16 protein-coding genes and 1 pseudogene are annotated in these 14,073 nt (G+C 31.0%); 16 read left to right on the plus strand and 1 reads right to left on the minus strand.

What is annotated here, in order from left to right; genetic code table 11:
• Positions 1-15: 15 nt before the first annotated feature.
• The 8 genes from QO182_RS12095 (at position 16) to kwaB (ending at position 6,089) form a co-directional block, all read left to right on the plus strand.
• Positions 16-756 carry an SDR family oxidoreductase gene (locus QO182_RS12095; protein ID WP_371561850.1) on the plus strand — a complete coding sequence of 247 codons (741 nt, stop codon included), beginning with the start codon at positions 16-18 and terminating at the stop codon, positions 754-756.
• Positions 757-1,082: 326 nt separating this feature from the next.
• Positions 1,083-1,940: a helix-turn-helix domain-containing protein gene (locus tag QO182_RS12100; protein ID WP_371561851.1), complete on the plus strand. Its 858-nt coding sequence runs from the start codon at positions 1,083-1,085 to the stop codon at positions 1,938-1,940.
• 78 nt (positions 1,941-2,018) lie between these two features.
• Positions 2,019-2,441 carry a luciferase family protein gene (locus QO182_RS12105; RefSeq protein ID WP_371561853.1) on the plus strand — a complete coding sequence of 141 codons (423 nt, stop codon included), beginning with the start codon at positions 2,019-2,021 and terminating at the stop codon, positions 2,439-2,441.
• A 1-nt stretch (position 2,442) separates the two neighbouring features.
• Positions 2,443-3,063, plus strand: coding sequence for an NAD(P)-dependent oxidoreductase (locus tag QO182_RS12110; protein ID WP_371561855.1), 621 nt, complete (start codon positions 2,443-2,445; stop codon positions 3,061-3,063).
• 2 nt (positions 3,064-3,065) lie between these two features.
• Positions 3,066-3,479 (plus strand): hypothetical protein, encoded by a 414-nt coding sequence (locus tag QO182_RS12115; RefSeq protein ID WP_371561857.1) that lies wholly within the window; start codon positions 3,066-3,068, stop codon positions 3,477-3,479.
• Between the two features lie 11 nt (positions 3,480-3,490).
• Positions 3,491-4,045, plus strand: a complete 555-nt coding sequence (locus tag QO182_RS12120) for a transposase (protein ID WP_371561859.1) — start codon at positions 3,491-3,493, stop codon at positions 4,043-4,045.
• 542 nt (positions 4,046-4,587) lie between these two features.
• A complete protein-coding gene (gene kwaA, locus QO182_RS12125; RefSeq protein ID WP_371561861.1) occupies positions 4,588-5,133 on the plus strand; it encodes an anti-phage protein KwaA in 546 nt (181 codons plus the stop codon).
• A complete protein-coding gene (kwaB, locus tag QO182_RS12130; protein WP_371561863.1) occupies positions 5,130-6,089 on the plus strand; it encodes an anti-phage protein KwaB in 960 nt (319 codons plus the stop codon). The genes kwaA and kwaB overlap by 4 nt, the downstream gene beginning before the upstream one ends.
• 421 nt (positions 6,090-6,510) lie before the next feature.
• Here kwaB and QO182_RS12135 read toward each other — a convergent pair whose 3' ends face one another.
• Positions 6,511-7,584, minus strand: a complete 1,074-nt coding sequence (locus QO182_RS12135; protein WP_371561865.1) for an IS110 family transposase — start codon at positions 7,582-7,584, stop codon at positions 6,511-6,513.
• A gap of 181 nt (positions 7,585-7,765) precedes the next feature.
• Here QO182_RS12135 and QO182_RS12140 point away from each other — a divergent pair, with 181 nt between their 5' ends.
• The 8 genes and pseudogenes from QO182_RS12140 to QO182_RS12175 all read left to right on the plus strand — a co-directional run bounded on the left by QO182_RS12140 (position 7,766) and on the right by QO182_RS12175 (position 14,072).
• Positions 7,766-9,052: a PIN-like domain-containing protein gene (locus QO182_RS12140; RefSeq protein WP_371561867.1), complete on the plus strand. Its 1,287-nt coding sequence runs from the start codon at positions 7,766-7,768 to the stop codon at positions 9,050-9,052.
• A gap of 151 nt (positions 9,053-9,203) precedes the next feature.
• Positions 9,204-10,343 (plus strand): RES family NAD+ phosphorylase, encoded by a 1,140-nt coding sequence (locus tag QO182_RS12145; RefSeq protein WP_371561869.1) that lies wholly within the window; start codon positions 9,204-9,206, stop codon positions 10,341-10,343.
• 197 nt (positions 10,344-10,540) lie between these two features.
• Positions 10,541-11,233 carry a hypothetical protein gene (locus tag QO182_RS12150; RefSeq protein WP_371561871.1) on the plus strand — a complete coding sequence of 231 codons (693 nt, stop codon included), beginning with the start codon at positions 10,541-10,543 and terminating at the stop codon, positions 11,231-11,233.
• Positions 11,234-11,441: 208 nt separating this feature from the next.
• On the plus strand, positions 11,442-11,822 hold the full coding sequence (locus QO182_RS12155) for a hypothetical protein (RefSeq protein ID WP_371561873.1): 381 nt from the start codon (positions 11,442-11,444) through the stop codon (positions 11,820-11,822).
• A gap of 263 nt (positions 11,823-12,085) precedes the next feature.
• Positions 12,086-12,232, plus strand: a complete 147-nt coding sequence (locus tag QO182_RS12160; protein ID WP_371561875.1) for a hypothetical protein — start codon at positions 12,086-12,088, stop codon at positions 12,230-12,232.
• A 12-nt stretch (positions 12,233-12,244) separates the two neighbouring features.
• A pseudogene (locus QO182_RS12165) lies at positions 12,245-12,550 on the plus strand (thermonuclease family protein); the annotation flags it as partial.
• Between the two features lie 131 nt (positions 12,551-12,681).
• Entirely contained in the window at positions 12,682-12,813 is a 132-nt protein-coding gene (locus tag QO182_RS12170; RefSeq protein WP_371561877.1) for a hypothetical protein, read from the plus strand.
• Between the two features lie 194 nt (positions 12,814-13,007).
• Entirely contained in the window at positions 13,008-14,072 is a 1,065-nt protein-coding gene (locus QO182_RS12175; protein ID WP_371561879.1) for a ComEC/Rec2 family competence protein, read from the plus strand.
• The last annotated feature ends 1 nt before the right edge of the window (position 14,073 follow it).

Raw genomic sequence — 14,073 nt, forward strand, 5'->3', positions numbered from 1 at the left:
AAACTACTAAAAAAAATGAACAAATTAAAAGGAAAAGTAATAATCATAACAGGTTCTTCAAGAGGTATTGGATTGACCATTGCCAAAACTCTTGCTAAAAATGGTGCAAATGTGGTGATTAATTATTCAGGCAGTGAAGAAACTGCCAAAAGTGTAGTAACTGAAATTTTACAAAGTGGTGGACAAGCAATTGCTATCAAAGCTGACGTTAGCAAGTCGGAAGACGTAAAAAGATTATTTCAAAAAACCATAGAGAAGTTTGAAAAAATTGATGTGTTGATAAACAATGCTGGAATTGCAATTTATAAATTGATCAAAGACACAACGGATGAAGATTTCGATAGAATTTTTGATATAAATGTAAAAGGAGTGTTCAACACAATGAGAGAGGCGTCTACACTTTTAGCAGATAATGGAAGGATAATAAATTTTTCGAGTTCTGTAACACGACTTATGTTGCCGACTTATGGAACATATTCCGCCACTAAATCTGCAGTTGAACAGCTGACTAGAGTTTTTGCAAAAGAAGTAGGAAATAAGGGAATCACAGTAAACTCTATTTCACCAGGTCCAGTTAATACGGAACTTTTCAAACAAGGAAAAAATGAGGAGGTGATAAACCGTTTGGCTTCAATGTCTGCTTTTAATCGAATTGGCGAACCTGAAGACATTGCAAAAATCATCTTATTTCTTGTAGATGATGATTCAAAATGGATAACAGGACAAAACATCGGAGCAAATGGCGGATTTGCTTAACTAATAAAGCTAGCGGCTAACATTGTATATAAAACATAGCAGATTAAGTGCTAACACGAAAGTATAAACATAAAATAAAGGTCAGTCATAATCCGAAAAGTAGTGTGTAAAATTCGCTACTTTTTATATACTTGAACGTTAGGCTGTGGAAAAAAATGCTTCAAATTTAGAAAGTATTCGGAGGGCTCCAAAGAAAAATCTCAAATAGGAGATTCTCAAGAGGTTTATTTAGTTTTTTCACAGAATGACGTTAGCTGTAATACTACGAGACGACCCAACTAAATCAAACGATTTGACAAAAATTCTAACTTTATTACCTTTACAAAATGTTCAAAACCATATCAATTGCTGACCTCATAAACCAACCTAACAAACATGTTGACTTTTTGGTGGACAAATTTGAAGAAATGGTTGAGCCTGAATATATTGAGTTTCCACATAAGCACAATTTTTATAGTGTAATGTGGATTACAGATGGCAAAAGCAAACAGCATATTGACTTTAAAAATTATACAATTTCTGAAAACACTTTGTTTTTTATTTCGCCAGGACAACTACATTTATTTGAAGAATGGGAAGATATAGAAGGCTATATAATTCTATTTACAGAACCATTTTTTCTGGAAATCTTTCAAAATAAAAATATCCTTTTTGAACTTTCCTATTTAGATAATTTGCACGAAAATCCTTTTTTACAACTTACCAAAGAAGATACAATTAGTATTCAGCCAATTGTTGATTTACTTTACCAAGAATTTAGTAGCGTTGAGCAGTCAGTAGAAACTATTCAAGCATTGTTGTTGGTTTTATTAAGACGTATTCAAAAATTACTTTCAACAAAAGACCAACAAAATAAAAACAAACAACAAATTGTAGTTTTCAAGCAATTTAAAAAAATGGTTGAATTGGATTTCGAGAAAAATCTTTCTGTTTCAGATTACGCTTCTCAATTAAACATCTCTAAACATCAGTTAAACACTTTTGTAAAAGCCACAAGCGGAAAAACAACTTCTGAAATAATTAAAGAACGAACAATTTTAGAAGCACAACAATTGCTCAATTTTTCAGAACTAACGGTAAGACAAATTACAGATAAATTAGGTTTTGAAGATAGCAGTTACTTTGCAAGATTTTTCAAAAAGCAAGTTGGACTTTCTCCTCAAGATTTTAGAAAAAAATCTTAAAGTACCCACAATCTTACGAATTGTCCTAACACCTTCTTTTACAAAGTCCTCATCTTTGCAGTATATAATTTTATAATTATGACACTCGAAGAAAAAGGAAAAATTGCACCACCACCAATAATGACGATATACCCACAAATGGTAAGTGTTGCCATACAACAGTGGAAAAATGTAATTGCCGCAACACATTGGGATTTATACGACAACACCAAAGTAGATGGTGCCGATTTTTATGTAGGCAAAAATGAATTAGGACACATTCATTTAGATGGTTCGGTGCATTTGGCGACCACAAACGAATTACGAATACCATTACTCGAAAATAATCTTGCCAAAAAATTTCCTTATGGCGGAAGGTATGAAGGTTGCGTTCTATTTAAAATTACAAATGAAATCGATGCCAAACAAGCCATTTGGCTTTTTCAATTAAATTATGAAAGACTAATGGGGATTTCTATTGAAACTTTAATTTCTAAAATAAACAATTCTAAAATCAATTAATATGTCAAAAAAAGTTATCGTTTTCGGAGCAACAGGCTTAATGGGAAAACAAATCGTAAAAGAAAATATCAAAGCAGGAAATGAAGTAAGCGTTTACATACGTCAAACTGAATATCCTGAAAATGTAAACACCATCACAGGAAATTTAGATGATGAAACTAAAATTGCAGAAGCTATAAAAGGCTTTGATGTAATCGTTTCGGCAGTTGGAAACCGAAATTATGATGACCCAACAATGGTGGTTGCACCAGTTGGTAAATTATTAACAAAAGTAGTAGCTGATAACCAACGATTAATAATAGTAGGCGGTTCGGGACTTACTTTATTCAATAAAAATACCCTACGCAGAGATTTGGCAGAACAGCCAGAATTTTTAAAAAACCAAAGAGCCGACCATTGGGAAGCCTACACGAACATTGCACCATTAGACATCAATTATCTTTTTGTTTGCCCAACAATGGTTGTAGAAGGCGATGCAGATAGAAACTATCTTTCACAGGAAAATTATTTTCCAAAAAGTGAAGCAAAACAAATTTCAGCAGGAAATGTAGGGCATTTTATAGCCCAAGAAATTATTGAAAATAAATTCAACAAAACAAGAATTGGATTAGTAAATATTTAAGAATGCCAAACGCTGACATTTTAGAATTTCTATTTGCAACGGTTGCTACTATTGTGGCAACTGTTACAGGTTTAATAGGAGCATTTGCAACATTTCGTTTACAAAATATTAGTTCAGAAATTGGCTTTTTAAAAGGATATGTTTTAGCAAAAAAAGTAGATGAAACCAAAACACTTAACGACTACATTAAGGGAGAATATTATCATTTACTTGAAAAGATTTATGACAGAAATCTGGAAGGAATTTCAATTTTAGAAAATGTAACTTTAAAGCATAATCTTCATCGTAATTTAGACGACCTGATGACTCGGATATGTCATCGGAACGATAGCACGGATTTGCAATCCGTGCCCACAAACAAAGGCAAACTAAAACAAAGACTACAACCATCAAAAAGTTGTAGTTTTGTTATTTAAAAACAAGATTTATGTCTACCAAATATAAAGCAATAACTACTGAAGAAGCTTATTTTGTAACCATAACAACTGTGGGTTGGGTAGATGTATTTACACGGCTCAATCAAAAATACAATATCATCAATTCTTTAAAATATTGTCAGGACAACAAAGGCTTAGAAATATATGCTTATTGTATTATGCCTTCTCATATTCACTTGTTGTGCAAAGGCACGAATGGCTTTGTTTTATCGGATGTTATGCGTGATTTCAAAAAACATACGTCAAAGGGAATTATTAAAACGATAATTGATGAACCAGAAAGTAGAAGGGAGTGGATATTGCCCTATTTTCAAAAAACTTGTGCACATCTTAAACGGATACAAAACTATAAAGTTTTGCAAGACGGCTATCATGCCGAAATAGTAGAAACCAATTGGTTCATAAAACAAAAAGTAAATTATATATACAATAATCCGGTTAGAGATAAAGTAGTTACTTTGCCAGAGGATTATTATTTTAGTTCAGCGAGAAATTATGCAGGTTTAGAAAATGAGTTGGAGATTGTTTTGTTGGATTTGTTTTAAGTAGTCGATTTACTCTGTGGGCACGGATTGCAAATCCGCGCTATCGTTTACGAGAATATTGTGTTATATCCGAGCTATCGGGGACACGTTACACATAGAATAAAAACACTCCCCAATAATTTAGGCTGTAAATCAAAGTAACGAAACGATATAAAAAGATTATGGCTAAAATAAAGTTAGCAGAAAGTTACCCATTCGGAACACTTGAAAGATTGCTAATGATGTAAAAACATAACCGTTCAGAGATGAACGGTTATTTTATGAAATATCACTAAAAGTGGGTATTGTATTAGTTAATTGATTTGTCTTTTTTTGTAAGCATAATAGGATATATTGTATTTGATAATTATGGTATCGAAAAGCCTACGACAAATAAAAAGTCCATTTGATTATTGGTAAGATAATAATTATATATATGATATTGTACAAAACGAAACTTCGTATATACACCCAAAAAAGGGTCGATTGGCGCAGTTTTATCTCGCCTATATACAAGTTGGTGGCAAGCGTACCACAGAGCATAAAAAAAACTAAAATAAGTAATGAAAAAAATACAACTTTATATTATTTCACTTTGGTTACTATTTTTTTTAGTAGCTGTAAAAGAATTCATTTTTATTTCTTGGACTTTTTCATTTACTTGCGAAAACATAATGAACTTTTTAAGTGTAAATTTAATTTCACTAGTTTCTTTTTGTCTTTCTCTTTTAGGATTGTTTTATTATGCAAGATTTAACTATTTTTTAAAAGGCTCAACAAAACTGCCAAAAAAAATTATAAAAATCGAAGACCAAAGCTATGAACATTTAACTTTTTTGACAACGTATATAATTCCTTTTTTAAGAGTCAAATTAGAAGGTAAAGATTTAGTTGTAACAATACTCCTTTTGATAATAATCGGTGCAATTTTTGTCAAAACAAACTTATTCTATAAAAATCCAACTTTAGCATTATTGGGTTATAAACTTTATAAAGTGGATACAGAAAAAAATACTGGACTAATATTCATATCAAAACAAAATTTAAAATTAGGTGATGATGTTCACCACATTCCATTAAGTGATAACGTATATTTCGTAAAATTATGACAAGAGAAGAGCTAATAAATAGACTAAATTTTTTTTTAACGCCTAATAACAATATTGGTGCTGTTTTATATTTTGTGTTAGAACACGAAGGAGAAACTGTAATAAGATTCGCCGATATTGAAAATGTAGCAAAATTAGAACTAAAAAATCGTTTTCTTGAATATATAGAAGAAAAATTCATAAACAACGAAGACCTTCATTATCAGAACATAAGTGAAGCCGACGATCGTAAAAATGTTGTTTACAAGTACGATATAGATGAACGACCAGAAAGCTTAAATATACTCGATGAAATTCTTGCTAATGAAGAGCAAGTACATTTCAACTTTAATCAAGACCAACTCTCTAACATTAAAGGATATTTAATAACTATAGGAAATGAAGGAAATAAAATAGCTTTATATAAAAAACATCACTCAATGAACATATTGAGAAGAGATAGGTTTTTATTAGTTCCAAGTGGAGAAAGACTTGTTGAAGTTCAAAACGATGTAATAGCATTAGACAAAAGTTTTGATTTTATGATGGTAGACGATAATCTAATTGTTTTGAAATTAAATATTCTTGAACGATATTTTGGTTTTGAAAACGTCATCAGAAATCAAGCATCAAACACTATTGGTTTAGTTGAAGCAAATGAATTACTTGAAGATATTGAACAATTATTAGAAATTGCTCAAAGTATGCCAAATGCAAGAAAATTGATGAAAATTCGTAATTCCCCGGTTTTAAATGTACCTGCAATTAACGTAATGAACTTTATTAGAAACCACCCTGAATTAACTGGTAAAATTAGTTTTAATGCGGATGGTACAAAAATAAATTTAGGGACTGGTATATCTAAAAAATTATTTTTAAAATTATTAAACGATGACTTCTTATTTTCGCAACTTACAGAATTACAATATGACAGTCACGCAAAAGATAAGTTATTAGAAGCTCAAAATGGAAATTAATCGTACATAAAACGCCAGCCACCAACAGCCATTCCTATGTAAAGCATCATTAAGTTATTAACAACTTTCGAGAGGGTTATATGTAAGGTTTTTTTCGAGTATAGAATTCCGTTTCAGCGGCTTGTTGGGAAAGTTGGAAACAACTTTTTGTCCGCTGAAAGCATTGGACTAAAAAAGTTATTCTAACTTTTCCAATGATGCCAAGAATTAATTCCTCTTTTACTTCATAATATTTCTTTTTATAATCTTAAAGCTCACACTCCTATATGTGGTCTGCTTATGGCAGCCACCAGCATCGGTATGATTGTAAGAATAATAAAATAGCTACCGACTTTGAGATGTGGCTTCATTTTATGGAACCACCATGGCTGTTTTGTAGTCTATTTTTCTTGTATTGTTGAGCTTGTTAAGAAGGTTATTTTTATTGTTCTACTAATACTATATTTCTATTAATTTGATATGCGGTTTCGGTTTTAATAACTGATAAAATTCTGCGTGCCATTTTATGAGCTACTTTTATAATGACACTTTTTACGTTTTTACCTTGATGTTTCCGGTAATAATTTTGCATTTCGGTATCTTTTCTAATGGCTATCCAAGCCGCTTCAACTAAATAACTGCGTAATTGTGAACGACTCCTTGGAGTAATTCCTAAACACTTTTCTGACTCTCCACTGTTGTACATTCCAGGAACTAATCCGATATAGGAACTAAACTGCCCTTCGTTATTGAACCGACGTAAATCTCCACATTCGGCCAAGATTACACTAGCTAAATATCCTCCTATTCCTGGAATACTTTTCAAAAGATTGTAATCTTTCTTATTGTTTTTTCTACAATAAGCACGCATTTGATTGGCAATTTCTAAATATTCTGATTTGATAAACTTGAACATTCGTATTTTTCCTTGCAATGCTAAATCGCCACAAGAAGTGCTGAATTTTATTTCTTCTAACCACGCAATAAAAGCTATAGTCCAATTTGAATTATCAAACTCGTCTGGAACTTTTATTCCATGAAACAGTAACATACTTTTAATATGTGATTTGGTTTGTCGCAGTTTCTTGGTCACTTGCGTTCTATGGCGAGCCAAGGTCGTAAATTGTTCGTGCTCTTCTGTGGGAATAAAAACACCTCTTAGAACACCTGATTTTAATTGATTGGACAAGTTTTTAGAATCTAAGGCATCTGTTTTTTGATAGCGCTCTTTATCTCCTCTCTTTACATCTGAGGGATTAACAACTAGAACATTCCAACCAAGGTTTAAAAAGTATCGTGCCGCGGAGAATCCGCAACAACCCGCTTCATAAACTAAATCGACAGCGTGATTTGGAAATGTTCGCTCCACATATTGATACAAATCCTCAGCAATTGAAGGCATCGAATAGGTCTTGTGAAAAAATAAATCTGTTTGGATAGAAACTGTCCAGCTTTTTTTGTGAATATCTAAACCAATGAATATCTTTGGAATAGAAAAGGCGTCTTGTAATTGCATAATCTTCGTTTTTAGTACTCTCAAAGTTATGCTTTTACATTGATGCTTTGATATAGCTGGAATTTAGTGGAATTATCGTTTCGCATCAAGTTTTCGTTAAGCCGAAAACTGAGTGGTTACGAACTTCCAGCCATCTCAAAGCAGCAAAACGTCATGCGAAATTAAACTACATCACGTAAAAATGAAAACTAAATTTAAAGAACATCACATAATTGAATTTGTTGACCAAATCTATGAAACGGCAATAATTGTTTTAGATACAAATTCAGTATTAAATCTATACAGATATAGCGAGGAAAATAGAAGTAAATATTTTGAAATACTTAGAAAAGTAGAAGAAAGATTATTCCTAACTCACCACATTTGCGACGAATTTTACAAAAATAGGTTAATCATAATTGAAAACCGTTCTTCGTTTAAAGATACAATAAATGAGTTAATCGAAGAAAATCAAAATAAATTATTAAATATAATTAATAATTATACCGGAGCAGATAAATATAATTCTGCATTAAGCATTCTAAAACACGAGAATTCATTGAAAGAGTGTATTGTTTCAGAATTAGAGACATCAATGAAAAAAATAACTTCTTCTATTCAAGATTTTAAGCAAGATTTAGATTTTAATTATTTACAAGGTAAAGATCCTATATTAGAGGAATTAGTTGAAATCATTAAAGAAAAAGTAAGTTTCGAATTAACTGCTGAAGAAAAGGAAAACATATATATTGACGGCAAAGAGAGATATGAAAAAGAAATACCTCCAGGCTATAAAGACAACGCTAAAAATTCAATAGATAAATTTGGTGATTTAATTATATGGAATGAATTACAAGCTCTGTCGGTCAAAACAGACAGACCAATATTATTTATTTCTGATGACAGAAAAGAAGATTGGGCAATTAAATTCAAAGGTCACGATTTAGGACCGAGAAAAGAATTAATAAAAGAATTTATTAATAATACTAATAATTTATTTTACTCTATCACAACGAAAAAATTTATACAATTAATTTCTGAATCATACAAAGTTGCAAATACAGAAACGTTAGAGGCAGAAACTGAAAATATCCAGAAAAACATCCAACAAAAAGAAGTTGATAATGTAAAAAAGAATATTGATAGATTAAAAAAACGGGAAAAAAATTATGACGAAAGTCAGGGACTTTTAGAAAGAATGAGTAATCCATTGGATCAATTCAATAGAAATCAAGATATGTTGATACGAATAAATAATCAAAATAATGAAATTCAAAATTCTAACGAAATTCTAAAAAGGATGAGAAATCCATTAGATGATTTTAATAGCGCTCAAGAAATATTTAGACAAATGAGGAATTCAAATGATGAAATTATTAATTCTCACGAAATTCTAAAAAGGATGAGAAATCCATTAGATGATTTTAATAGCGCACAAGAAATAATTAGACAGATGAGGAATCCAAATAACGATGATAACCAAGTATAACTTTGTCTAACCGCCATTTAGCGGGATGGAGCATTTAGTCGAATTAACGTTTTTAACGAGTTTACGTTCAACCGAAAGTACTCGTTTTCAAAAGTCCACAACCTCGCTAAGTGGCATAACGTTAGGAGTAACCTTTTCAAAAAACTATAAAATGTTAGATTTTAATCAAACTGTTCAATTCATTTTAAGCCAACAAGGTTTAAATCCCTATCTCATTGAAGACAATTCAAATTCAAAAATATATCTTTTATGTTCCGAATGTTTTATTGATGAAGGTCTAAGAAGGGATGCTTTTTCAATTGGAAACGCAATAAAAAAGAAATGCATTCAATGCAATTCAAACAAAGGAGCAAAATTAAATAAAGTGGATATACGTAAGTTATGTTATACATTTTTTGTTCGAGGAACAATCGAGAAAGTAAAATATGGCGGTAGTCCGATCATTCAGTTTAATGAACACTTTTTCGGAAAATCTGAGGTTAACTTCTCTGGCGGTCTTGCACAGGATGCAAAATTGCTTGAGCAATATGGCGAATTAGGAATATTTTATTATGGACCAAGATTATGGACGCTTGGAAAAATACATCCTTTGAAATTGTTACAGGTTAAAAAACATAGAGATAAAGTAATTGATGAGATCATAGCAAAATATCCTAAACATCTTCTGTATCCAGAACACTATTTTTATCGACTGCGCATTAACCTAAAGACACCACATCGTTTTTCAGAATATGATTCACCACCTAATAATTTTCTTGGCAAGAATCGTTTCGACGAAAAAGATTTCCCAATACTTTACTGTTCACCTGACCTAGATCTATGTATACATGAATGTAGAGTAAAAGCAGAGGATAATATTTTTGTAAGCAAATTGTATCCTACCACTTCCTTAAAAATTTTAAATCTATGTGCGGTAATAGACGAACCCGATGTGAATGAGTTTGAAAGTTTAGATTTAGCTCTTCATTTTTTATTTTTAGCAAGTAAACATTCTTATCACATTTGCCGAAGAATTGCACATAAAGCTAAAGAGTATGGTTTCGATGGAATAATGTATCCGTCATATTTTAGTCATATAAGAACAGGAACAGTTCCATTTGATACTGTTTTTGGAATGTCTATCCGGAAAATTGAAAATTTAAGAGAATTTAGTGAATCACAGGTCGTTCCTAATCTCGCGATTTTTGGACGGCCAATTGAAGAAGAAAAGATTAAAGTAGCTAGTATAAATAAATTACACATCAATAAGGTTCATTATGATATGAGTTTTGGACCTGCATTCTATGAGTAAATAGCAATAATAAAGCTCCCCTAACACACGCTGCAAGCAATTTGGACATTTGGCTTAAGGAAAAACTGGCTTTGTATTTTAAAAATTTGTGTTTAACCGCAAGATATCGACTCTTTAGTCCCCAACCACGCCAAGCTCCAGAAAGACGTTAATCACATTACTCGATAATAATAATAATAATAATAAACAAAATTTTAATGAAAAGTAACATTCATCTTATTTACACTTCAATTTTATTTGGTTTGATTGTTTTTTGTAGTGTTGAATATCACAACAATAATGCTTTGGAAACTAGAATAAACTCTTTAAACAAAAACTCAATAGATTTTAACTCTGATAAAACTTTTAAAGAAGATTATTACATTACCCAACAAAGTCGCGACACAAATTTAATGCTCGTTCTTTTCCCTATCCTTGTAGCGGTTTCTGGCTATTTTACCTATATAAATGTCAGCGAACGTTATAGTTACCGTATAAGAAAAGTAGAGGAGGATTATAATAATCAAAAATCCGAATGGATAAGGTATTATAATAAGTTGATTTTATTAGAATCTGAATTAAATTATCAGATTGGAATTAGTCTTAGTGAAAAAGCAAATGGTGATATAAAACCTAGTTTTTTAAGTTGTATCATGGATTCCATTTGCGCTATGCAAAAATTTGCTTCGTCTATTTGCGCAGAAGATTCTGATAGTAACAATAAGCAAACTTTAAAGATTTTATGTTTTGAATTACAATCTTTAAATGATAGAATTGGTGATAATGATACATATCATTTTGATTTAGATTTTAAAATTTATAATGAACGTATTGAAATAATTAGAAAGGTTTTAAACCAAGATGGCTTGCAAGTATTAAATAGAATAACATCTAAAATAATATTTAATTAGAATTGTATTCATTATTTAAGCATAAAACACAAAGCCGAACGCACGACGGTGGTTCTGATAAGGCGTATGATTTAGTAGAACTACCGTTTTATATCAATTTTTTGTTAAGTTGAAATTGAACGGTTACGAACTTCCAGCCATCTCAAAGTGGCGAAATGTTGTATGATATCTTAGAAAAAGGACAAATGATTAAAAAATAGAATTAATTATGAATGAAGATATAATAAGTTGTCAAAATTGCAACATCAAATTTGCTTATATGATTGACTCGTGTCCAAATTGCAATTCAAAGAAAAAATTAATTCATTTGGAATTAGACGACATTCTACCAGATATTTTCGATACAATTTCGGGTAAAAAGGTAAATCCAAATTTAAACTCGAAAAAGAAAATGTTGGAAAAGTTTTATGACGGTTATGATAAATCAGCAAATGGAGATTTAGCTTATAAAAAGCAAACCATAAGTCCCGAAAAAGACTATTACTTGGAAGAAGTGAAAAATAGTCAAGAAAATATTATTCATTACTGCGAGGAACAATTGTCAAATCATAAAAATAGAGGACATGCTAAATTTAAAAATAATAATTAGAAAAATGAAATAAACTAAAACAAAGGCTTGCTAAGAAAAAAACTGGTTAAACATAATTTTTGTGAATATCTAAACCAATGAATATCTTTGAAATAGAAAAGGTCTGTTGTAATTATATAATCTTCGTTTTACTACTTTCAAAGTTATGCTTTTACATCAATGCTTTGAGTTAGCTGGAATTTAGTGGAATTATCGTAGCGACATATAAACTTTTGACATCAAGCTTTCGTTAAACAATCCTACTTTACCACAAATAACAACCTATGAAATTAAAAGTTCTACTTATTTTTTTTCTTTGTGTCCAGGTCTATGCACAAACTTTAACTGGAAAAGTAATTGCGATTAAAGATGGCGATACCGTTGTGGTTATTGATGCCGTTAACAACCAAACTACTTTAAGATTGGCATAAGTAGATTGCCCGGAAAAAAAGCAAGCCTTTGGAACAAAGGCCAAACAATTTACCTCCGCCCAAGTTTACTTAAAAGAAATAAAATACAAGGTTACAGATATTGATCGTTATGGGCGTAGCATCGCAAAAATTTATTATGACAACAACAAATATCTATCTGCAGAAATCATTAAAAACGGTTTTGGTTGGCAATACAAAAAGTATTCAACTTCAAAATTATTAGCCAATTTGGAACAAGAGGCACGTAAAAACAAAAGAGGTTTATGGCTAGACCCATACCCTATTTACCCCTCCGATTTTAGGAGAAATAAAAAGTAAGAACTGTTTAATAAATCCTACATTTACAATTAAAATAAATTTAGATGATATGGATATTTTAGCTGTCTTATGCCTCCTATAAATAGAATTCTAAAGTAAATTAAATTATTAACTAATCATAAAAAAAAACAATGGCACTTAAACCAGGACCAAAAAGAATTGCAGATTCAACAGGAAAACCAGACCAACGTCAACGTGACAATAAAGGAACTCCAGGAAATACACCTTCGTTAAAACCTTCAAAATCAACACCAAATAAATAAAATTTTATAAAACACACTTCAAATTCTACCGTTTTTAATGACGTTTTCGTTAAGCCGAAAATTGATTGGTTACGAGCTTACAGCCATCTCAAAGTGGCAAAACGCTATCAATCAATCTTAAAACTACCACCACTGATAAGAAATAATTAGAAAAATGACAGACAAAACGCCAATACTTCTCAATAAGTACAACTATGAGAATTAAATTTTTAAAAGCATTCAACGGAGACGCAATCCTGATTTCGTTTAAAGAGAAGGGAGACACAAGAAACATTTTAATTGACGGTGGAATGCCTGCGACATACGTTCATAAAGACAAAAAAGGTAAACTTAAATACGGAGAACTAAAAGAAACCGTTGACAAGATCAGAGAGAGTAACGAAAAAATTGATCTTCTTGTACTTACCCATGTTGACGATGACCATATTGGAGGCGTGTTGAAATGGTTTGAAAAAGATAAAGAAGCACATAAAATAATCGGACAAGTTTGGTTTAATTCGGGAAGACTTATTTCAGAACACTATAATGAACAAGAAATAGCTACGAATTTATTAGAGATTCCTGATGACGGTACTCTTACAAGTATTGGACAAGGTGTGAAGTTTGAGGATTACATTGAAGAAAAGGGAATTTGGAACAGAAGGACCTTTGTTTCGTTAGATTCTTTTAAATATTTGAGCATTAACTTTAAAATTTTGTCTCCAAGTCCTGATAAACTACAACTATTGCTTGGCAAATGGGAAAAAGAAAAACCAGAATCATTATACACTTCAGTCGATAAAAATGACTATGAACTCACACTTAAAGAACATATTGCGAAAGATAAATTCAAAGAAGACCCTGCCATTCATAACGGCAGTTCTATTGCTTTGATAATGACACTTAATAAAAAGAACTTTGTTTTCTTAGCAGATGCACACCCAACAGTAGTCGTAAATTCATTGAAAGCATTTGGGTACTCTAAAGACAAACCATTAAAAGCAGCGTTGGTAAAAATTTCGCATCACGGTAGTAAAGCAAATAATAGTATAGAGATGTTAGAATTAATCAAAACTAACAAATATATAATAAGCACTAATGGTAACAAACATGCTCATCCTAATAAACAGTTTCTTGCAAGACTAGCATCTATAAATGAAAATTGTGAGGTGTATTTTAATTATCCTGAACAAATCGAGCAAATCTTTAAACCTAAAGACTATTCTGATTTTCCAAATTTTAAACCTATTAGCAAAGAAGGTAACGAATTCAATTTTTAAA

This window comes from Flavobacterium sp. Arc2 (assembly GCF_041431385.1).
In the GTDB taxonomy this organism is placed as follows: domain Bacteria; phylum Bacteroidota; class Bacteroidia; order Flavobacteriales; family Flavobacteriaceae; genus Flavobacterium.

What these genes read in the sequence shown, in the direction of transcription:
- QO182_RS12170 (WP_371561877.1), top strand. Translation starts at nt 12,682, where the DNA reads ATGGCACTTAAACCAGGACCAAAAAGAATTGCAGATTCAACAGGAAAA.
- QO182_RS12145 (WP_371561869.1), top strand. Translation starts at nt 9,204, where the DNA reads ATGTTAGATTTTAATCAAACTGTTCAATTCATTTTAAGCCAACAAGGT.
- kwaA (WP_371561861.1), top strand. Translation starts at nt 4,588, where the DNA reads ATGAAAAAAATACAACTTTATATTATTTCACTTTGGTTACTATTTTTT.
- QO182_RS12150 (WP_371561871.1), top strand. Translation starts at nt 10,541, where the DNA reads ATGAAAAGTAACATTCATCTTATTTACACTTCAATTTTATTTGGTTTG.
- QO182_RS12110 (WP_371561855.1), top strand. Translation starts at nt 2,443, where the DNA reads ATGTCAAAAAAAGTTATCGTTTTCGGAGCAACAGGCTTAATGGGAAAA.
- QO182_RS12175 (WP_371561879.1), top strand. Translation starts at nt 13,008, where the DNA reads ATGAGAATTAAATTTTTAAAAGCATTCAACGGAGACGCAATCCTGATT.
- kwaB (WP_371561863.1), top strand. Translation starts at nt 5,130, where the DNA reads ATGACAAGAGAAGAGCTAATAAATAGACTAAATTTTTTTTTAACGCCT.
- QO182_RS12160 (WP_371561875.1), top strand. Translation starts at nt 12,086, where the DNA reads ATGAAATTAAAAGTTCTACTTATTTTTTTTCTTTGTGTCCAGGTCTAT.
- QO182_RS12100 (WP_371561851.1), top strand. Translation starts at nt 1,083, where the DNA reads ATGTTCAAAACCATATCAATTGCTGACCTCATAAACCAACCTAACAAA.
- QO182_RS12140 (WP_371561867.1), top strand. Translation starts at nt 7,766, where the DNA reads ATGAAAACTAAATTTAAAGAACATCACATAATTGAATTTGTTGACCAA.
- QO182_RS12115 (WP_371561857.1), top strand. Translation starts at nt 3,066, where the DNA reads ATGCCAAACGCTGACATTTTAGAATTTCTATTTGCAACGGTTGCTACT.
- QO182_RS12105 (WP_371561853.1), top strand. Translation starts at nt 2,019, where the DNA reads ATGACACTCGAAGAAAAAGGAAAAATTGCACCACCACCAATAATGACG.
- QO182_RS12095 (WP_371561850.1), top strand. Translation starts at nt 16, where the DNA reads ATGAACAAATTAAAAGGAAAAGTAATAATCATAACAGGTTCTTCAAGA.
- QO182_RS12155 (WP_371561873.1), top strand. Translation starts at nt 11,442, where the DNA reads ATGAATGAAGATATAATAAGTTGTCAAAATTGCAACATCAAATTTGCT.
- QO182_RS12120 (WP_371561859.1), top strand. Translation starts at nt 3,491, where the DNA reads ATGTCTACCAAATATAAAGCAATAACTACTGAAGAAGCTTATTTTGTA.
- QO182_RS12135 (WP_371561865.1), bottom strand. Translation starts at nt 7,584, where the DNA reads ATGCAATTACAAGACGCCTTTTCTATTCCAAAGATATTCATTGGTTTA.